General features: G+C 68.3%; 20 protein-coding genes. 7 read left to right on the top strand and 13 right to left on the bottom strand.

The genetic code is table 11. The features are described from left to right. Positions 1–89 precede the first annotated feature (89 nt). Genes ACVFYP_RS11205 through ccoN form a run of 9 tightly spaced genes read right to left on the bottom strand, consistent with a single transcriptional unit; the run spans position 90 to position 8043 of the window. Positions 90–266 carry a hypothetical protein gene (locus tag ACVFYP_RS11205; RefSeq protein WP_499200257.1) on the bottom strand — a complete coding sequence of 59 codons (177 nt, stop codon included), beginning with the start codon at positions 264–266 and terminating at the stop codon, positions 90–92. After that, positions 263–424 (bottom strand): cbb3-type cytochrome oxidase assembly protein CcoS, encoded by a 162-nt coding sequence (gene ccoS / locus ACVFYP_RS11200; RefSeq protein WP_499200256.1) that lies wholly within the window; start codon positions 422–424, stop codon positions 263–265. Before ccoS ends, ACVFYP_RS11205 begins: the two co-directional genes overlap by 4 nt. Next, positions 424–2787 (bottom strand): heavy metal translocating P-type ATPase, encoded by a 2364-nt coding sequence (locus tag ACVFYP_RS11195; protein ID WP_499200255.1) that lies wholly within the window; start codon positions 2785–2787, stop codon positions 424–426. Before ACVFYP_RS11195 ends, ccoS begins: the two co-directional genes overlap by 1 nt. Continuing rightward, on the bottom strand, positions 2784–3260 hold the full coding sequence (locus ACVFYP_RS11190) for a FixH family protein (RefSeq protein ID WP_499200254.1): 477 nt from the start codon (positions 3258–3260) through the stop codon (positions 2784–2786). Before ACVFYP_RS11190 ends, ACVFYP_RS11195 begins: the two co-directional genes overlap by 4 nt. Then, on the bottom strand, positions 3257–4759 hold the full coding sequence (ccoG, locus tag ACVFYP_RS11185; protein ID WP_499200253.1) for a cytochrome c oxidase accessory protein CcoG: 1503 nt from the start codon (positions 4757–4759) through the stop codon (positions 3257–3259). The genes ACVFYP_RS11190 and ccoG overlap by 4 nt, the downstream gene beginning before the upstream one ends. A 24-nt stretch (positions 4760–4783) precedes the next feature. After that, positions 4784–5656 (bottom strand): cytochrome-c oxidase, cbb3-type subunit III, encoded by an 873-nt coding sequence (ccoP, locus tag ACVFYP_RS11180; protein ID WP_499200252.1) that lies wholly within the window; start codon positions 5654–5656, stop codon positions 4784–4786. A gap of 13 nt (positions 5657–5669) precedes the next feature. Next, positions 5670–5837 (bottom strand): cbb3-type cytochrome oxidase subunit 3, encoded by a 168-nt coding sequence (locus ACVFYP_RS11175; RefSeq protein WP_499200251.1) that lies wholly within the window; start codon positions 5835–5837, stop codon positions 5670–5672. 11 nt (positions 5838–5848) lie between these two features. Next, positions 5849–6577, bottom strand: a complete 729-nt coding sequence (ccoO, locus tag ACVFYP_RS11170; RefSeq protein WP_499200250.1) for a cytochrome-c oxidase, cbb3-type subunit II — start codon at positions 6575–6577, stop codon at positions 5849–5851. 11 nt (positions 6578–6588) lie between these two features. Then, positions 6589–8043 (bottom strand): cytochrome-c oxidase, cbb3-type subunit I, encoded by a 1455-nt coding sequence (ccoN, locus tag ACVFYP_RS11165; RefSeq protein ID WP_499200249.1) that lies wholly within the window; start codon positions 8041–8043, stop codon positions 6589–6591. 211 nt (positions 8044–8254) lie between these two features. Between ccoN and ACVFYP_RS11160 the strand changes: the two genes are divergently transcribed. After that, a complete protein-coding gene (locus ACVFYP_RS11160) occupies positions 8255–9037 on the top strand; it encodes a DUF2189 domain-containing protein (protein ID WP_499200248.1) in 783 nt (260 codons plus the stop codon). Here the strand turns inward: ACVFYP_RS11160 and ACVFYP_RS11155 are convergent, their stop codons facing one another. From ACVFYP_RS11155 to kynA, 3 genes are all read right to left on the bottom strand, one after another. Further along, entirely contained in the window at positions 9038–11221 is a 2184-nt protein-coding gene (locus ACVFYP_RS11155) for a calcium-binding protein (protein ID WP_499200247.1), read from the bottom strand. It lies immediately after the preceding gene. Between the two features lie 86 nt (positions 11222–11307). Next, entirely contained in the window at positions 11308–12090 is a 783-nt protein-coding gene (locus tag ACVFYP_RS11150) for an urease accessory protein UreH domain-containing protein (RefSeq protein ID WP_499200246.1), read from the bottom strand. A gap of 53 nt (positions 12091–12143) precedes the next feature. Beyond that, on the bottom strand, positions 12144–12959 hold the full coding sequence (gene kynA, locus ACVFYP_RS11145) for a tryptophan 2,3-dioxygenase (RefSeq protein ID WP_499200245.1): 816 nt from the start codon (positions 12957–12959) through the stop codon (positions 12144–12146). Positions 12960–13026: 67 nt separating this feature from the next. On the opposite strand from kynA, the gene ACVFYP_RS11140 reads away from it, so the two are divergent. The 4 genes from ACVFYP_RS11140 to ACVFYP_RS11125 all read left to right on the top strand — a co-directional run bounded on the left by ACVFYP_RS11140 (position 13027) and on the right by ACVFYP_RS11125 (position 16318). Further along, positions 13027–14178, top strand: coding sequence for an aminotransferase class V-fold PLP-dependent enzyme (locus ACVFYP_RS11140; RefSeq protein WP_499200244.1), 1152 nt, complete (start codon positions 13027–13029; stop codon positions 14176–14178). Positions 14179–14210: 32 nt separating this feature from the next. Beyond that, entirely contained in the window at positions 14211–15197 is a 987-nt protein-coding gene (pdxA, locus tag ACVFYP_RS11135; protein ID WP_499200243.1) for a 4-hydroxythreonine-4-phosphate dehydrogenase PdxA, read from the top strand. Continuing rightward, complete coding sequence (locus ACVFYP_RS11130; RefSeq protein WP_499200242.1) at positions 15194–15928, top strand: pyridoxine 5'-phosphate synthase; 735 nt, start codon at positions 15194–15196, stop codon at positions 15926–15928. The genes pdxA and ACVFYP_RS11130 overlap by 4 nt, the downstream gene beginning before the upstream one ends. 99 nt (positions 15929–16027) lie before the next feature. Then, a complete protein-coding gene (locus ACVFYP_RS11125; protein WP_499200241.1) occupies positions 16028–16318 on the top strand; it encodes a hypothetical protein in 291 nt (96 codons plus the stop codon). Between the two features lie 9 nt (positions 16319–16327). Here the strand turns inward: ACVFYP_RS11125 and ACVFYP_RS11120 are convergent, their stop codons facing one another. Then, positions 16328–17122 carry a transporter substrate-binding domain-containing protein gene (locus ACVFYP_RS11120; RefSeq protein ID WP_499200240.1) on the bottom strand — a complete coding sequence of 265 codons (795 nt, stop codon included), beginning with the start codon at positions 17120–17122 and terminating at the stop codon, positions 16328–16330. A gap of 118 nt (positions 17123–17240) precedes the next feature. On the opposite strand from ACVFYP_RS11120, the gene ACVFYP_RS11115 reads away from it, so the two are divergent. After that, entirely contained in the window at positions 17241–17996 is a 756-nt protein-coding gene (locus ACVFYP_RS11115) for an amino acid ABC transporter permease (protein ID WP_499200239.1), read from the top strand. A 57-nt stretch (positions 17997–18053) separates the two neighbouring features. Then, complete coding sequence (locus ACVFYP_RS11110) at positions 18054–19118, top strand: dipeptidase (RefSeq protein ID WP_499200238.1); 1065 nt, start codon at positions 18054–18056, stop codon at positions 19116–19118. Positions 19119–19187: the final 69 nt, after the last annotated feature.

Genomic DNA, 19187 nt, shown 5'->3' with positions numbered 1-19187 from the left:
GTTCGAGCGGCCGAATGGCCGCCGCCGCTTATGCGGCGAAGCCAAGGCCGCGGATGCGGCCGCCCGGCGTTTGAGGGCAGCTCAAAGAATCAATGCTGCCCGGCATCCTTGGCATCAAAATGCTGCTTCAGCAGCATCAGCCCAAACAGCACCCCGAAGGCGAAGAGCGCCAGGCCGAAATAGGACAGGCTGGCTTCCTGCGCGGCCGCGGCGGCGGCCAGGCCGATCAGGGAGATCAAGGCAGAGAGGATCATGAAGTAGATCACGGTGTCGGGTCCTTCCTAGGCAAATCATCGAACAGAATGCGGGCGGCGGCGCCATCCAGATCCTCGTATTGCCGGTTGCGCAGCGTCCACAGGAACAGCGCGAGACCCAGCAGGCCGAGGAGGAGGGCGATGGGCACGAGCAGGACGAGGGCGTTCATCAGACCGGCTCCTTCCCCGCGCGCAGGGCGTTGCAGATGACGATGATGGAACTGCTCGCCATCACCAGCGCCGCGATCAGCGGGGTGACCAAACCCAGCACGGCCGCCGGCACCGCCACCACGTTATAGATCAAGCTGAATGCGATATTTTGCCGCGCCAGGCTCTGCGCACGGCGCGCCACGCGGATCGCGTAGGGCAGCGCGCCCAGCCCCTCGCCACGCAGCACCAGGTCGGAGGCCGCCTGGGCGATGTCGGTGCCATTGGCGGGGCTGACCGAGACATGCGCCATGGCCAGCGCGGCCGCATCATTGATGCCGTCGCCCACCATCAGGGGACGGGTTCCGGCGCCACGCAGCGCCTCGATCCGCGCCGCCTTATCGGCAGGCGTCGCCCGGGCCTGCCAGGGGCCGATCCCGGTCACCTCGGCGGCTTCCTCCACCGTGGCCGGCGCGTCGCCGGAGAGCAGCTCGGTCCGCAGGCCCAGGGCCTGAAGCGAGGTGACGACGCGGCCCGCATCCTCGCGCAGCCGGTCCTGGAAATGGAAGGCGATGGGCGCTTGGCCCGGTACGCTGAGCCAGAGGCTCATCCCGGAACCCGGCGCCTCCACCACGCCGCAGAAGGCAGCGCTGCCGAGCCGGACATCGCCGCGCTGCAGGCCGCTGCCGGGCACCTCCACCACCTCATCGAGCGCCGGCGCCTCCGGGCAGGCCCGGACCACGGCCTGGGCCAGGGGATGGCGGCTGCTTCGCGCCAGGGAGGCCGCCAGCCTCAGCATCACCGGGTCCAGCGCCGCATCGGGCAGCAGGTCCGGATGGCCTTCCGACAGCGTGCCGGTCTTGTCCAACACCGCGTGGTCGGCGCTCGCCAACCGCTCCAGCGCCGTGGGCGAGGCGACCAGAACGCCGCGCCGGAACAGCGCGCCCACTGCCGCGACCTGCACCGCGGGCACGGCGATGGCGAGGCCGCAGGGGCAGGTGACGATCAGCGCCGCGACCGCCGGCACAAGCGCTGCCTGCCAACTGACGCCAACCCCCAGCCACCAGCCCAGGAAGGTAGCGAAGGCGACCGTGTGGATGACCGGCACATAGAAGCGCGCGGCGCGATCGGCGATGGAGACGAAACGCCCCCTGCCCTGCTCCGCGCGCTCCAGCAACCGTCCAAGGGCGGCGAGCGAGCCGTCCTTCAGCGCCGCGGTCACCCGCATCCGGAAGCCGGTGCCCATGTTCACCGAGCCAGCGGCCAGAACCTCTCCGGCCGGAAGGCGGCGCGGCACGGATTCGCCCGTGGTGGCGCCGAGGTCGAGCACCACCTCCTCCGCCGCCACGCCATCCAGCCGCAGGCGGTCACCGCTGGCGATCAGAAGCTCATCCCCGGCATGGACGCTTTCCGCCGGCACGGATCGGGTGGTGCCATCGGCGCAAAGTAGTGCCACCGTGCCGTCCTGAAGCGCCAGCAACTCCGCCACCGCCTGCCGCGCCCGCCGACGCATGCCGCGATCCAGCACCCGCCCCGCCAGCAGCAGGGCCAGCAGCGCCGTCGCGCCATCGAACCAGGTGTAGGGGCCGTTCCGGAAAGCTTCGCTGAGGCTCATGAGCGTGGTGGCGATGACGCCGAGCGAGACGGCGAGGTCCATATTGCCACGCCGTGCGCGCAGTGACTCCCAGGCCGAGCGGTAGAAGGGCATGCCGGCGACCAGCACCGTCGGCAGGCCGATCAGCGCGGCCAGCCAATGCATCAGCGCCCGCGTCTGCTCGCCCATGTCGCCACCGACCCAGACGGCGATGGAAACCAGCATGACGTTCATCGAGCCAAAAGCGGCAATGCCCAGCGCGCGCAGCAGCGCCTGGCCCTCCGCATCCTCCGTCGCCCGCAGACAGGCCGGCGACCAGGGTGCGACCCGGAAGCCCAGGCGCGCGACCAGCGCCACCAGGTCCCGCGCGCGTTCGGCCGGGCCGCGCCAGACGACGGTCAGGCGGCGGGCAGTCAGGCTGGCTCGCGCGCGCAGCACGTCCGGCTCCGCGGCCAGCGCCTGTTCCACCAGCCAGACGCAGGCGCCGCAGGTCAGGCCACTGACCATCACCTCCAGGCGCTGGGTACCATCGGCCTGGGCGACGGCGAGCGTCGCCGCATCGAAGGCCGGCGGCGCTTCCGGTGGCCGCAGGGTGCCAGCGGCGGTGTCCTGGCGGCGATAGAAGGCATCCAGCCCCAGGCCGCGCACCAATGCATGCGCCCCGTTGCAGCCGGTGCAGCAGAAGGCGCCCTGGCCGGGTGCCAGGGGCGTGCCGCAATGCGCGCAATGGGCGCGGGACAGGCCGATCTGCGCCGGCTCGAACCGTTCCCGGGTCGCCGGTTCGCTGCTCATGGCGCGATCAACCGCTGGCGGATGTCGAAGGTCTCACCGCCGGCACGCAGCAGCAGGCGGGCTTCCCACTGGCCGGGCAGCGAGGGTGCGGCCGGGGCTTCAAAGCGCCCCGCGGCGCGTTGCTGGAAGGCCAAGGGCTCTTCGAGCCCCTGCAGTGGTCGCAGCAGCACACCCTCCAGCGCGCCGGCCACCGGGGCGCCATCCCGATCCACCACAAGGACCTTCACCATCCCCTGCACCAGCGCGACCTCCGCCCGCCAACCCAGCGCCTCCTGCCGCGCGGCGGCTTCCAGCACGTGGTTGTAGCTGCGGCCCCGATCAAAGGACTTGCCGACGGTGACGCCCGTGAAGGTGGACAGCGCGGCCCAGACCAGGCCGAAATTGACCACGACCACCAGCAGCATGCCGCCGACAAAGACCCAGGGAATCCAGCGGCCGCGCCGCGGATCGTAATTCATCGCCGTCTCGTTCATGGCTTTGGCCCCAGAAAGACGCTGTGGCTGGAGGCGACGACATGGCCCCGCGCATCCAGCAGGCGGAAGGTGACATCCATGCTCTCGCGCGCCGGCAGGCCCTCGGGACGCGTGACCAGCACGCGCCATTGGGTGATGCCGTCCGGACGGGTGGTGACGCCGAAGCGGTTCTCACCCATCGCCACACCCTCCTGCACCGCCACCTGCAAGGGTTGGGGCGCGACGAGTTCGAGCGTCAGGGTCGTTACGTCGCGATCCTTGTTGGCGATCTTCAGCGTGTAGCCGTTGCGCACGGCGCCATCGGAGAGCGTGACAAACAGCGGCGCGCGGTCACGCAGCACGGAGAGGGTGACCGTCTCGCGCAGCAGGAATGCGCCCAGCATCACCGCCATCACCGCAGCCAGCATCGCCCCATAGAGCATGGTGCGCGGCCGGACGAAGCGCGGCACGCGGCGCACTGCCATGCCGGTGGAACAGCGCGTGGAGCTCGGCGGCATGGCCTTCGTCGCCGCGGTGGAGGCGGCTAGGTTGGCGAGCGTCTCGAAGGCCACGAGGCCCTTGGGGCGATCCAGGCGCGTCATGATGTCGTCGCAGGCGTCGATGCAGAGACCGCAGCCGATGCATTCCAGCTGCTGCCCGTCGCGGATGTCGATGCCGGTGGGGCAGACATTGACGCAGGCGCGGCAGTCGACGCAGTCGCCGGCGCTCGCATCCTTCGCCTTGCCGCGAGGCTCCCCACGCCAGTCGCGATAGGTCACGACAAGGGAGTTCTCATCCAGCATCGCGGCCTGGAAGCGCGGCCACGGGCACATATAGGTACAGACCTGCTCGCGCGCCCAGCCAGCCAGGAGATAGGTGGTGCCGGAGAACAGGGCGAAGAAGAAGTAGACCTCCAGCGAGGCGCGGCCGGTCAGCAGTTCCCGGGCCACGGTCGGGGCATCGTTGAAATACATGATCCAGGCACCGCCCGTCGCCGCCGCGATCAGCAGCCAGGCCACGTGCGTGCTCGCCTTCTTGCGGAACTTGTCGAGCGACCAGGGCGCCTTGTCGAGGCGCATACGTTCATTGCGATCGCCCTGGATCAGTCGCTCGACCCACATGAACAGGTCGGTCCAGACCGTCTGCGGGCAGGTGAAGCCGCACCAGACGCGGCCGAACAGGCTGGTCGCCACGAACAGCCCGATGGCACCAAGCACCAGCAGGCCAGTGAGGAAGTAGACCTCCTGCGGCCAGATCTCGATGAAGAAGAAGAACAGCCGGCCGTTGGCGATATCGACCAGCACCGCCTGGTCCGGCGCGCCCGGGCCGCGGTCCCACCGCAGCCAGGGCACGAGGTAATAGGCGGCAAGACACAGAATGAGCACCACCCACTTGGCGCGCCGCACCTGCCCGCTGACCGCCTTGGGATAGACCTGCTGGCGGCTGGCATAGAGCGACGGCGCGGCGACCGAAGCCTCGTTCGTGGGACGCAACCGGTCCTTGGGCGGGATGGTGCTCATGAGACGCGCTCCGCGCTCCGTCCTTCAGTTTTCGCCGCCGCCCAAGGCATGGACATAGACGGCAAGCATGTTGATCACCGCCGCATCCAGCCTCGGACCCCAGGCCGGCATGACGCCGCCGCGGCTGTAGGAGATGGAGCGAACGATGGACGGCTTGTCGCCGCCATAGAGCCAGATGCGATCCGACAGACGCGGCGCGCCGACATCGCGATTGCCCTCGCCGCGTTCGCCATGGCAGGCGGCGCAGTTCTCGGCGAAGAGGGTCGTGCCACGCTCCAGCGCCGCCGCATCCGTCGAGTGCCCGGTCAAGGACAGGACGAATTCGGCAGTGTCGTTCACCTGCGGCAGGGTCAGCACGCCATCGGCGAGGAAGCGCGGCATCATGCTTACCCGCTCGGAGTCGCTTTCGCCGGCGCGGATACCGTGCGTGACGGTCTGGAGGATCGCGTCATGGCTACCGCCCCAGATCCAGTCGTCATCGGCCAGGGAGGGGAAGCCGCCCGCGGCACCCTGGCCGCCTGCGCCGTGGCAGCCGGCACAGTTGTTGGCGAAGGCGATGCGCCCACCAGCGATGGCGAAGTTCCGCAGTTCCGGATCCTCCGCGATCTGCTGCGGCGTCGCGCTACGGATGCGGGCCATCATAGGCTCGCGCCGCGCTTCCGCCTGCCGCACCGTGTCCACCACCGCTTCACGCGCGATCCAGCCGGACAGGCCGGTGGCGCCCTGGAAGGGGAAGGCTGGATAGATCACCACCCAGACGGCGGCGAAGGCGATGCAGGCATAGAAGGTATAGAGCCACCACTTCGGCAGCGGCGTGTTCAGCTCCTGGATCCCGTCCCAGCTATGGCCGGTGGTCTCGGTGCCGGTGAGGCTGTCCTTCTCGATCTTGGTCGGCATGCGATGGGACTCCTCAGCGCTGGCGGTCGGAGGGGTTTTCACGGAAGGGGATCTGCCCCGCCCGCTCGAAATCCTGCTTCCGGCCAGGCGCCAGGACCCGCAGCAGGATTCCGATGAAAAGAACGAAGAACCAGACCACCCAGAGGGTGGAGAAGATCGGTTGCAGGGCGACGAGGTCCATGATGGCGCTCCTCACTGCTGGCGAAGCTGCTCAGGCGTCACGTCGCTGAAGCGAACGAGCGTGCCGAGCATCTGCAGATAGGCGACCAGCGCATCCATCTCCGTCACAACGCTGGCGTTACCGTCGAAGGTGCCCTGGCGGGCGCGGGCGTAGCGGCCGCTGAAGGCGGCGCCATCGAGATCCGGTCTGGCCTGCGCCTCAAGGTCCGCGCGGGCATTGGCGATCATCTCCGGCGTATAGGGCACACCCACGGCGACCTGCGCCCGCAGATGGTCGGCGATGTCGCGCGCCTCCAGCGGACGATCCAGGAAGGCGTAGGGCGGCATCACACTCTCCGGCACCACCGCGCGCGGGCTGCGGAGATGCGCGGCGTGCCAGTCATCCGAATAGCGGCCACCGACACGCGCCAGGTCAGGCCCAGTGCGCTTCGAGCCCCATTGGAACGGGTGGTCGTACATGCTTTCCGCGGCCAGGGAGTAGTTTCCGTAACGCTCCAACTCGTCGCGGAAGGGGCGCACCATCTGGCTGTGGCAGAGGTAGCAGCCCTCCCGCACATAGATGTTGCGGCCCGCCAGTTCGAGCGGCGTGTAGGGGCGGACGCCTTCCACACGTTCGATGGTGCTTTCCACCGTAAACAGCGGCACGATCTGCGCGAGCCCGCCGATGGAGACCGTGATGAGCGTCAGCACGCCCATCAGGATCAGGTTCTTCTCGATGAGTCCGTGATTGAACCAACGCATGACAGGACTCCTCACTCGGCGGGGGCGTGGGTGTAGGTGGCGACGGGCTCAGCCACCGGCGCGGTCTCGTTCAGCTCTTCGCTTGTCACCGTCTTCCACAGGTTGAAGACCATGATCAGCGCGCCACTCAGGTACATCACACCGCCCAGCATGCGGATGACGTAGTAGGGATGCATCGCCGCGACGCTTTCGATGAAGGCGTATTGCAGGAAGCCCAGCTCGTCATAGGCACGCCACATCAGGCCCTGCAGGATGCCGGAGACCCACATCGCGGTGATGTAGAGAACGATGCCAAGCGTCGCGATCCAAAAGTGCCAGGACACCAGCTTCTGGCTGTACAGCGACTTCTTGTTCCACAGCTTCGGGAACAGCCAGTAGAGCGCGCCGAAGGTGATGAAGCCGACCCAGCCCATGGCACCGGAATGCACATGGCCGATGGTCCAGTCGGTATAGTGCGACAGGGCGTTCACCGCCTTGATCGACATCACCGGCCCTTCGAAGGTGGACATGCCGTAGAAGCCCACGGCGGTGACGGAGAAGCGTAGCCCCGGATCGGTGCGCAGCTTGTCCCAAGCGCCGGACAGCGTCATCAGCCCGTTGATCATGCCGCCCCAGGACGGCATCCACAGCATCACCGAGAACACCATGCCCAGCGTCTGCGCCCAGTCGGGCAGCGCGGTGTAGTGCAGGTGGTGCGGGCCGGCCCAGATGTAGAGGAAGATCAGCGACCAGAAGTGCACGATCGACAGGCGGTAGGAATAGACCGGCCGGTCGGCCTGCTTCGGGATGAAGTAGTACATCATGCCGAGGAAGCCGGCGGTCAGGAAGAAGCCCACCGCGTTGTGGCCGTACCACCACTGGATCATCGCATCCTGCACGCCGGCCGCCAGGCCGTAGCTCTTGCCGTGGCCGAGGGTGATCGGCAGCGCCAGGTTGTTGACGATGTGCAGCATGGCGACGGTGACGATGAAGGCGAGGTAGAACCAGTTCGCGACATAGATATGCGGCTCCTCGCGCCGCAGGATCGTGCCGCCGAAGGCGATCAGGTAGTGCACCCAGACCACTGTCAGCCAGATGTCGACGAACCACTCGGGCTCGGCATATTCCTTGCCCTGGGTCACGCCGAAGACGTAGCCGACGGCCGCGGCCACGATGAAGAACTGGTAGCCCCAGAACAGGAACCAGGCCATCGGCTCACCACCGAACAGGCGGGCACGGCAGGTGCGCTGCACGACGTACAGGCTGGTGCAGATCAGCGCATTGCCACCGAAGGCGAAGATCACGGCGGAGGTATGGACCGGGCGCAGCCGCCCAAAGGTCGTCCATTCCAGATCCAGGTTCAGCAGCGGCCAGGCCAGCTGAGAGGCGATCAGCACGCCCATCAGAAAGCCGACCACGCCCCAGAAGACGGTCGCGATCGCGAAGGCCCTTATGGGTGCCTCCACATAGGGCTCGTACCGCGTCACCGCAGCCGATCCGACTGAGCTGGCGGCGTAGCCTGCTGCTGCCATGACAAAACTCTCCCCTCCGCACACCGGGGTCGCAATCTGGGCGGTGTGGTCGCGGCAGAAGACACGAGCCGCCTCACCGGGTCCTTGATGCGGATCAATGGAAACGTCGGGGGTGGCCGGTAATGTGATGACAGGGATGACAAACAGGAAAGTTGGGGCCCGCAAGATGGACGAGACCGCCGCATCGACGGCCCATGGGCCGTGGACACCCTCCATCGGCCCGGCGCCACCCGACAGGCCCTGGGTCTGGCTGGCCGCCGGCTGGCAGGATCTGATGGCCCTGCCGCATATAGGCTTTCTGTACGGCGGCGCCGTGGTCGTCGCCGGCTGGGTTCTGAGCGCGCTGCTGCTGAATTCCTGCATCGCCTGGGCCGTGCTGCCTGCCACCGCCGGCTTCTTCCTGGTGGCGCCCTTGATCGCCGCCGGCCTTTATGAGGCCAGCCGGCGTCGGGAAAGGGGCGAGCCGGTTTCCCTGGCGCTCTGCCTGCAAGGGTTCCGACGCAATGGCCCCCAGCTGGCCTTCATGGGCGTGGCGTTGCTGCTGCTGCATCTGTTCTGGGTGCGCGTGGCGGGACTGCTCTTCGCCGTCTTCTTCGGACTCGGCTTCTCCCCGGCCATCGAGACCCTGCCCATGGCCATGCTGCGGTCCGAGATGCTCCTCCCCTTCCTGATCATCGGCACCGGCTTCGGCTTCGTCCTGGCGTCCGTCGCCTTCGCCATCTCCGCCGTCGCGATCCCCATGCTGGTGGATCGCGACATCTCGGCGGTGGAGGCCATTGTCGTCTCGACGCGCGTGACCCTGCTGAACTGGCGCGCCATGGCGCTTTGGGCCGGGTTGATCGTGGTCTTCACCGCGATGGCCCTGGTGCCGTTTTTCCTGGGTCTCGCCTTGGTCATGCCCCTGATCGGGCACGCCACATGGCATGCCTATCGCGACCTCGTGCGCTGATCAGAACAGGTTGATGTCGCCGGCGTGGAGCTGCGAAGGCGTCAGGCCGAGCAACAACACGCTGCCGCTGCCGAGCGTCAGCATGGCGCCGGCCTCGACGGCACGAATCGCTGTCAAAGCCGCGGCTGCCGTGGCGAAGCTTGAGGCGGGCAATAGCAGAAAGTCCTCGCCGGGCCTGAAATCGAGGATGATGTCGGCACCTGCATTGTGGTCGATCATGAAGCGGTCGGCGCCGGCTCCGCCGCTCAGCGTATCGTCGCCAAGCCCGCCGCGCAGCGTATCGGCCCCACCTTCGCCCAGCAGGAGATTCGGCAATGCATTGCCGGTGATCTGGTTCGCCAGCGCATTGCCTCCCCCCAGAAGCGCTGCGCCCAGAAGGACCAGGTTTTCCACATTCGGCGGCAGCAGATAGCCGCCGGCCGACAACTGCGCCCAGACCGTGTCCGTGCCGCCGCTCGCGTCCTCGATGACGACGTCGCCGCGCGAGTCGATGATGTAGAGATCGTTTCCCGGCCCGCCCAGCAATCGGCTGGTGAGTCGATCCCCCGACGCGGCATCAAGCGTATCGGCGCCGTCGCCACCGCGAAGGATGGAACCAGCGCCGAGCCCCGCCCGCAGCAGGTCATTGCCCGCCCCGCCCTGAAGGTCATCGGCGCCGGAGCCGCCTTCCAGCGTGTCGTCGCCCGCACCGCCATCCAGCCGGTCATTGCCATCGCCGCCACGCAGGATGTCATTGCCGTCACCGCCCATCAGCGTGTCGTTATCGGCTCCGCCATCCAGGGTGTCCGCCCCCGTCCCACCCGACAGCAGGTCGGCTCCCGCCTCGCCGGAGAGCCAGTCCAGACCGTCATTCCCGGAGATGCGGTCATTGCCGGTGCCACCGTACAGGACATCATTGCCCGAATAGCCGATCAGCCAATCGGCTCCGTCGCCACCATACAAGGTGTCGGCGCCGCCATCGCCGGTCATCGTGTCATCGCCGGCCCCACCCTCGACGAAATCATTGCCCGAGCCCGCGGTCAGCAGGTTGTTGCCGTCATTGCCATACAGCGAGTCGTCGCCGGCGGACCCCGTCAGTGAGTGATGGCCACTGCCGGCGCGAAGACGCAGCCGTTCGATCTCCGCCGGCATGGTCATCGACCAGCTCACGACCAGTTCGTCGATCCCTCCCCCCGCCACTTCCAGCCAGGTTTCGGTCTGGTTGCGTAGAAGGTAGACGTCATTACCCAGGCCGCCGATCAGCCTGTTGGCCTCGGTCCCGCCGCCATCCAGCGTGTCGGCGCCATCCCCGCCCACCAGCCGGTCGATGCCCTCGCCACCTTCGAGCCAGTCGTCACCCGCATCGCCGAACAGGCTGTCGGCCCCGTCGCCACCGCGGAGGACGTCATTGCCGTTGCCGCCCCGAATGGTGTCCGCCGCCCCGCCGCCTTCAATGGTGTCGTCACCATCGCCGCCTTCCAGGCTGTCGGCCGCGACCCCGCCGCGCAGCAGGTCATTCCCGCCATGGCCGAACAACGCGGCGGGCGTGCCCCCGGCGGTCAGCGTGTCGGCGAAGATGCTCCCGTCCTGCACCACGAAGGCCGAGCTGGGACCCGGCTGAAGGATGGAGACGGATATGGTGTGACTGGAGATGTTGAGACCGTCATCGGCCTCGATCATCACCTCCCGCACCGTGCCGCCCTGGCCGACCATGTCAACGCCGGGACGCAGCCGCAATTCGTTGCCCACCATCATGAACCAGGCCGAATCCGGCCAGGCCACGCGATAGGTGATAGGGCCGGCCGTATCCGGATCGGTCGCGGTGAGCATGCCGATCGGCGCGCCGACATCATTGGCCAGCACCACGCCGCCGCTGCTGAAGCGAACGCTTTGCGGCGGCGTGTCGTCGAGGTTGACCAGCCGGATGCTGAACTGGAAGCCAGATGGCGCCCAGCCGGCCGAGGTCTTGACACTCAGGGCAAAGGTGAAGCTGGTCCCGGCCGGATACGCCTCTGCATCAAAGGTCTGCAACGGCGTGATGGTCATCAGCCGTCGGCTGCTGCTGAAGGTCGCGGTGAACAATCCGGCATCCACGCCGTACAGCGCGGCCGACTGCACACCCTCCGAGAAAGTCAGGTAGGCGACCCAGTCGCTGCGTTGCGCGTTCTCGTAGATCGTATCCGGTACCGTGCCGCTGAACGACACAGACATGCCAAGGCCCCGTCCTGGTGCAGGGCGCAGATCAGCACGAGGCTGGTTTAGATGCCGTCAACGCCCGGCGGGATTGGTCATCACGCCATCAATTGCATGGCCATCCCGGCCAAAAGGGCCGCATTCACCACGAAGAGCAGCGCCCCTACCATCCGGGTCATCGGCCCGGAGCGCCTCAGGAACAGCCGGCCGAGCAGAGCCACACCGATCAGCGCCGGAATCGTGCCCAGCGTGAAGGCCAGCATGGCCAGCGCCCCGGCAAGGGCGCTGCCGGTCGCCGCCGCCGCCGCCAGCGCGGCATAGAGCAGGCCGCAGGGCAGTGCCGAGAGAAGCAGCCCGAGCCCGAAGCCGTTCCAGCCGCCGGGACGCACCAGCAGCCGACCGATCGCGCGCTGGAAGGGACCTTCGGTGTCGCTGGCGGTGCTTACAGTCTTCGATGCCGCCGCGCCGCGCCGCCAGAAGGCCAATTTGCCCCGCCAGGATGCGGGCAGGCGCCCGAGGGCCTGGCGCATCATCAGCACGGCCGCCAGCAGCAGCAGCGCCGCCAGCACATGTCGCAGCCCTGTCACCTGGCTGAGCAGCCCCGCGCTGGCGCCGGCCACCGCACCCAGCGCCCCGTAACCCACGAGGCGTCCTGCGTGATAGGGCAGCAGCGCCGCACCCGACAGCCGTGCCAGCATCCCATCCCCACCACCACCCACGGCCGCGCCTGACTGGGCGATGACGAAGGGGGCGCACATGCCGGCACAATGGGTCACTCCGCCCGCCAACCCGGTCAGCAGCATGGCGACGAGCACGGATGCCAGGGCACCCGTGCCCAGGGCGGTCAGGTCATGGAGACAATTGGCGAGCATGGAGGCCATGCTACATGCCTTCCCCTGCCGTAACCTTGCGCCAGGTCAATCGCCCGGCACGTTCAGAGGCTGGTGCGGACCGACCACAATTCCGGGAAGAACCGCCCGTCCAGCGCCGTTTGCAAATAGCTGACGCCGGCGCTTCCGCCGGTGCCCTTGCGATGGCCGATGATGCGTTCGACGGTCTTCAGATGGCGAAACCGCCATGTCTGGAAGGCGTCCTCCAGATCCACCAGCTCCTCCGCCAGCTCATAGAGGTCGAAATGGGTGGAGGCGTCGCGATAGACCGTGGCCCAGACGGCCTCGACCGCCGGGTCCGCGACATGGGCTTCACGCACATCGCGCGTCACCACCTGCTCCGGCACCGGCAGGCCGCGGCGATGCAGCAGCCGCAGCGCCTCGTCATACAGGCTCGGCGATTCGAAGGCCCTGCGCAGCAGGCCGTGCACCTCCGGCACATGGGCATGCGGGCGCATCATGAAGGCGTTCCGGCTGCCGAGGCGGTATTCCACCAGCCGATACTGCCAGGACTGGAAGCCGGAGGAGGAGCCGAGGCTCTCCCGGAAGGCCAGGTAGTCGTGCGGGGTCAGGGTGGTCAGGACATCCCAGGCCTCGACAAGCTGGCGCTGGATGCGGCTGATGCGGGCCATCGCCTTGAAAGCGGGGGCCAGGTCGTCGGCCCGGATGCGGTCCATCGCCAGATCCAGCTCATGGCCCATCAGCTTCAGCCACAGCTCCTGGACCTGATGGATGATGATGAACAGCATCTCGTCATGCTGGCCGCTGCGGGGCATCTGCGCCGACAGCAGGCGGTCCAGGCCCAGATAGTCACCATAACTCATCCGGCGGCTGAAATCCGTCTCCGCACCCTCGACCATCCACAGACCTCCATCGGGTAAGATCCAGTCTAGACGCCGCCCCGGCCGATGCCACATGGAAGCCCGCATGTTGGACCTCAGATCGCATTTTTCCCGGTTTCTCGGCGCCGATCCGCAGCGGCTGCACTTCGCCGCGCATAGCCACCACCCCTGGCCTGATGTGACGCGCGCCGCTCAGTTGCAGGCCTGGGACGTGGCAGCCCGCCTGCAGGATGGGAAATGGGAGGAGGTGCTGGGACCAGTCTTGGACCGCTGCCGCCAGCAGGTGGCGCATCACCTCGGTCTGCCCGATCCGGCCACGCTGGTCTTCGCTTCGAATACCCATGATTTCCTTCTGCGCATCCTTTTCTCCCTGCCGACCGGGCGCCCGCCGCGCATCCTGACCACCGATGGCGAGTTCCACAGCCTGTCCCGCCAGCTCGCGCGGCTGGAGGAGGAAGGCCTGGTCACCGTCACCCGGATTGCCAGCGAACCCGGTGAAAGCTGCCTGGACCGGCTGATGGAGGCCGCCCCCCGGGGCTTCGACCTCATCTGGGTCAGCCAGGTCTTCTTTGCCTCCGGCTTCGCGATGGAGGGTCTCGAAGCCCTTGCGGCGGCGGCCGGCGAGGCGGTGTTCGTGATCGACGGCTACCACGCCTTCATGGCGCGCCCGGTCGATCTGGGGCCGCTGGTCGGCCGCGCCTTCTACACCGCTGGTGGCTATAAATACGCCATGGCAGGCGAGGGCGCCTGCTTCCTGCATTGCCCGCCCGGCTGGCTGCCGCGGCCGCGCGCCACCGGCTGGTATGCCGCCTTCGGGGCGCTGGAACAGGCCGGCGGCGGCGTCGGCTATGCGGCGGATGGCTGGCGCTTCATGGGCGCCACCTTCGATCCCTCGGGCCTGTTCCGGCTGGATGCGGCGCTGGGCTGGGTCGCGTCCATGGGGCTGACCACCGCCACCATCCACGACCACGCCCATGCCTTGCAGGCCCGCTTCGTTCAGGGCCTGGGCGGCACGGGCCTCGACCCCAGCCGGCTGGTGGTGCCACTGGCCGAGTCGAGGCGCGGCAACTTTCTCACCTTCGACCTGACGGATGCCGAAGCCTGGCAGCAGCGCCTCGCCGCGGCGGGCATCGTCACCGACCGTCGCGGCAACCGGCTGCGCTTCGGCTTCGGCATCTACCAGACCGAGGTGGAGGTGGATGCACTGCTGCTCCGCCTGCGCCAGATGCCCCACTAGGCGCCCGGCGGCGAAGGCGCTACGCGGCATCCATGACCCGTCTCCCCCTCGCGCTGACCATGGGCGAACCGGCCGGAATCGGCGGCGAGACCACCGCCAAGGCCTGGCGCGCCCTTCGAGAGTCGGGTCCCGCCTTCTTCCTGATCGGCGATCCGGCGCAATGCCTGGATGTCCCCGTCGCGGTGATCGAGGCACCCGAACAGGCCGCCGCCGCCTTCGCCACCGCTTTGCCGATCCTGCCCCGCCCCCTGGCTGCGCCCCTGCGCCTCGGGCATCCGGACCCCGCCAATGCCCCCGCCGTGATCGGCGCCATCGAGGACGCGGTGCATTTGGCCCTGACGGGCCGCGTCGGTGCCGTGGTCACCAACCCGATTCAGAAGGCGGTGCTGACCGCCGCCGGCTTCCGGCACCCCGGCCATACCGAATTTCTGGGCGAACTGGCCGGCGATGGCGGTCCGCCGGTGATGATGCTGGCCTGCCCTGGCCTGCGCGTGGTGCCCGTGACCATCCATGTCGCCCTGGCCGAGGCGCTGCGCAGCCTGACCACGGCGATGATCGTGGAACAGGGCAGGATCGTCGCCGCCGCGCTGCGCCGGGATTTCGGCCTCGCCCAGCCCCGCCTCGTCATCGCCGGCCTCAACCCCCATGCCGGGGAGGCCGGGACCATGGGGCGAGAGGATATCGAGATCGTGGCGCCCGCCATCGCCGCCCTGCGCGAGGCCGGCATCGCCGCCCGTGGCCCTCTGCCCGCCGACACGATGTTCACGCCACGGGCGCGCGCCGGCTACGACGCCGCGCTGTGCATGTATCACGACCAGGCGCTGATCCCGATCAAGACGCTCGACATGGATGGCGGCGTCAATGTCACGCTTGGGCTGCGCATCATCCGCACCAGCCCGGACCACGGCACTGCGCTCGATATCGCCGGCCAGGGCCTGGCCGATCCCGGCAGCCTGATCGCCGCGCTGCGGCTGGCCGCGGAAATGGCCGCAAGCCGCGCAAGGGAATCCACGCCATGAACACGATCCTGCTGTCGATCAATGTGGACCACGTCGCGACGCTGCGGAATGCGCGTGGCGGCCAGTTCCCCGACCCGGTCGCCGCCGCGCATATCTGCCTGGAAGCGGGAGCAGAGGGCATCACCATCCATCTGCGGGAGGATCGCCGGCATATCCGCGACCGCGACGTGGAGCGGATGAAGGCGGAAGTCCCGACCAAGCTGAACCTGGAAATGGCCGCGACCGAGGAGATGGTGGCCATCGCCACGCGCCTGCGGCCGGAGGCCTGCTGCCTGGTGCCGGAGAAGCGCCAGGAACTGACCACCGAAGGCGGCCTCGACATCCTGCGCGCGGGCTCCGACCTCGCCGAGGCGGTGAAGCGCCTGAACGGCGCCGGCATCCGCACCTCCATCTTCATCGAGGCCGATCCGGCGCAGATCGAGGCCGCGGCGCGGATCGGCGCGAACTGCGTGGAGCTGCACACCGGCACCTATGCCGATGCCGCCCCGGCCGACCGCCCGGCGCATCTGGCGCGACTGACCCGCGGCGCGGCGGCGGTCGAGGCGGCGGGCCTGCTCTGCCACGCCGGCCATGGGCTCGACTATGACTGCATCGGCGGCATCGCGGCCCTGCCCCAGGTCTCCGAAGTCTCGATCGGCCATTTCCTCATCAGCCAGAGCGTCTTCGAGGGTCTGCCCTCGGCGGTACGGCGCATGCGATCGCTGATCGATCAGGCGCGCGGCGGAAGGTAAGCTCTCGCAAAATGCATGGCATGGCGGTTGCTCTCATCCCGTAGCATGAGCCCGCGGCACATTTGGCCCGGGCCGGTGATGCAGGATGCGAGACGCCCCATGGCGACAACGGCCAAGGCTCGACAGACCCTTCCCCTCTGGTCCCTGCGGACAGGCGCCGCGGCACGACGGCCACAGGCCCGCGGCGCGAAGGTCATTCGCCTGCCCTGCGGCGCCGCGCGGCGCCACCGCGTGCTGACCTACCCCGCCGCCATCGCCGTTCCGCCGCGCCAGGCCACCTGGTCCACAAGTCCGGAGCGGCCATCCCGACCGCTCACCCTGCTGCTGGCCCTAACCGCACCCACGGCGGTGCTGGGCTGCGGCATGCTGCTGATGCAGCTGCTCGCCTGACGACGACCGTCAGGCCGAGACATTCCACTTCTGGCCCAGCTCGGCAAAGAAGCCGCTGGCCAGGCGGATCGTCACCCAGGTGTTCAGGAAGTTGAGGAAGACCGGGTCCTGCAGCGGCGCCATGAAGGCCATGGGAATCGGGTTGCGCGGCTGATCGCCGAACAGCGCCACCAGGTCGGGATATTCCCGGGTCAGGAAGGCGGCCTCGATCACCGTGGACATGGTGGCATCCACCCGCCCGCCCAGCAGCTCCTGCCAGTCCCGCGCCGGGCTCTCGACCCGGCGCAGGGTCGCGGCCGGCAACGCCTGCTGCACGAACTGCTCCATGGTGGTGCCGAGATTGGTCGCCACCGTCACCCCCCGCTGGTTCAATGCCTCCCAATTCGCGAAGCGGGCGGCGTTGCGGCGCGTGGTCAGGGGGATGAAGCCGGTGCGGCCCCAGGGCAGGGTGAAGCTGCCCGCCATGGCGCGGGCGACGGACATTGAGGTGCCCGTGAAGATCACATCATACTGGTCGGCCTGGAGCCCGTTGATGAGGGTGCGCCATTCGGTCGCGACGAATTCCGCCCGCACCCCCATGTCCTTCGCCAGTTGTTCCGCCGCCTCGATCTGGTGGCCGCGATAGCTGCGGGTGGCGGGGTCGCGGAAGCTCATCGGGTTGAAGTCGCCCGTGGTGCCGATACGGATGCGCCCGGCGGATTGGATGGCCTGCAACCGCCCCCCGCCAGCGGGCTGGGCCGAGGCCTGGGCAGGCAGCAGTAGGGCGGCGGCCGCGGCGGCAGCAGGGATGTGGCGACGATGCATGGGAGGGCTCCTGTTCGGCTCGGGTCGAGTTTGGGCCGGCCCGGCAAATCCGCAACGGTGCGGCACCGAATCACCCCGCCGATATCGCACGGCGGCGCGAAGCATGGGAGACAGCGGCATGGCCCTGCCCCTCCTCCGCCTTCTTCCCCTGTCGCTGTTGCTGGCCGGCTGCGGCGGTAATTGGGGCTGGCACGTGGTCAATCCGGCGGACAGCCGGGGCCAGGCCAATCTGCTGTTCATGGTAGAGGGGCTTTGGGCGACCGTCTCGCTCTCCCTCGCCGCCATCCTGCTTTCGGTCACGCTGGGCACCGGCGTCGCCCTGCTGGGCTTCGCGCGGTCCCGCGCCCTGCGGCTGGCCAACCGCGCCTGGGTGGAGCTGTTCCGCGCGGTGCCGATCTTGGTGCTGATCCTCTGGGTCTTCTACGGCCTGCCGGTCGTGCTCGGCATCCGACTGGATGTCTTCACCGCGGCGCTGATCGCCATCGCCCTCTGCGATTCGGCCTTCGAGGCGGAAATCCTGCGCGGCGGCATCCAGAGCATCGAGCAGGGGCAGCGAGAGGGGGCCCATGCGCTCGGCCTGTCGCGCTGGCAGGCGATGCGCTTCGTCATCTTGCCGCAGGCGCTGCGGCGGATCATCCCGCCGGTCGCGAACCAATTCGTCTATGTGGTGAAGATGAGCAGCCTGGCCAGCGTCATTGGCTATCAGGACCTCACCCGTCGGGCCAATGAGCTGGTGGTCTCCGTCTTCCGGCCGCTGGAGATCTACACCGTGCTGATCCTGGAATATCTGGTGCTGATCCTGCTGATCTCGGCGGGCACGCGCTGGCTGGAGCGGCGGCTAGGAGCGGACCAGACGCGACCGCGCGACTCTTGAGGCGCGCCTCCGGCGCGACGGTTGACGTAGGGCGGCGCAGACGCCAGCGTCACCCGCATGACCTCAGCGCACAACGACAAGCCGATCGCCACCCGGGACGGCGAGGCGGCGCACCACGCCGCCATCCATGCGGCAACCCTGACGCTCGACACCCATGTCGACATTCCCTGGCCGAATACCCCCGATCCCGCGACGCAGACCACGCGACGTGTGGACTATATGAAGATGAAGGCCGGCGGGCTGAAATCCGTGGTCTTCATTGCCTACGTCTCCCAAGGGCCGCTGACCGCGGAAAGCCAGGACGCGGCGGGCGCGCGGGCGGAGGCGATGCTGCGGGCCATCGCCGCCACGGCCGGCGAGACACCCATGCGGCGGAAGCTCTGCACCACACCGGATGAGCTTGAGGCCTGCATCGCCGATGGGGCTCTGGGCATCCTGCTCGGCGTCGAGAATGGCCATGCGATGGGCCAGGATCTGTCGCGCCTCGCCCTGTGGCGGAAGCTCGGCGCCATCTATCTCACCGTGACGCATGACGGCCACAACGCCCTGTCCGATGCGGCGCGGCCCCGCGCCGATCTGGGCGACGGCCCCACCCTGCATGGCGGGCTTTCTGCGCTCGGCCGGCAAGCCATCGCGGAGATGAATCGCGTCGGGCTGATCGTCGATGTCTCGCATGTGGCGCGCAGTTCCATGCTCCAGGCGGCGGAACTGTCCCGCACGCCCGTCGTGGCCACGCATGCCTGCTGCCGCGCGCTGCGCGACCATCCGCGCAACCTGGACGACGTGCAGCTCGATACCCTGCGCGATGTCGGCGGGCTGATCCAGATCACGGCCGTGCCCGCCTTCCTGGTCGATCCAGGCCCGAGCGGCAGCTCCCGCGCCAGCATCGCCGATTATGCGGACCATGTGGATTACGCGGTGCGTCGCATCGGCATCGATCACGTCGGCCTGTCCTCCGACTTCGATGGTGGCGGCGGGATTGAGGGCTGGCAGGATGCCTCGACGACCGGCGCGCTCAGCGCGGAGCTGCTGCGGCGCGGCTATGGCCCCCGGGAACTTGGGCTGCTCTGGTCCGGCAACTTCCTGCGGGTCTGGCGTGCGACGCTACGTGCGGCGGGGTAATTCGGTTCGGCTTGGCAATTCCCGTCGCACCGTCCGTTTCGACCTATACTGACGAGTCCGCCCATCCCA

The sequence above is a fragment of the Roseomonas sp. F4 genome (assembly GCF_053891155.1).
Note: the sequence above shows the minus strand (reverse complement) of the source record. Positions and strands in the feature narration are given on the sequence as shown.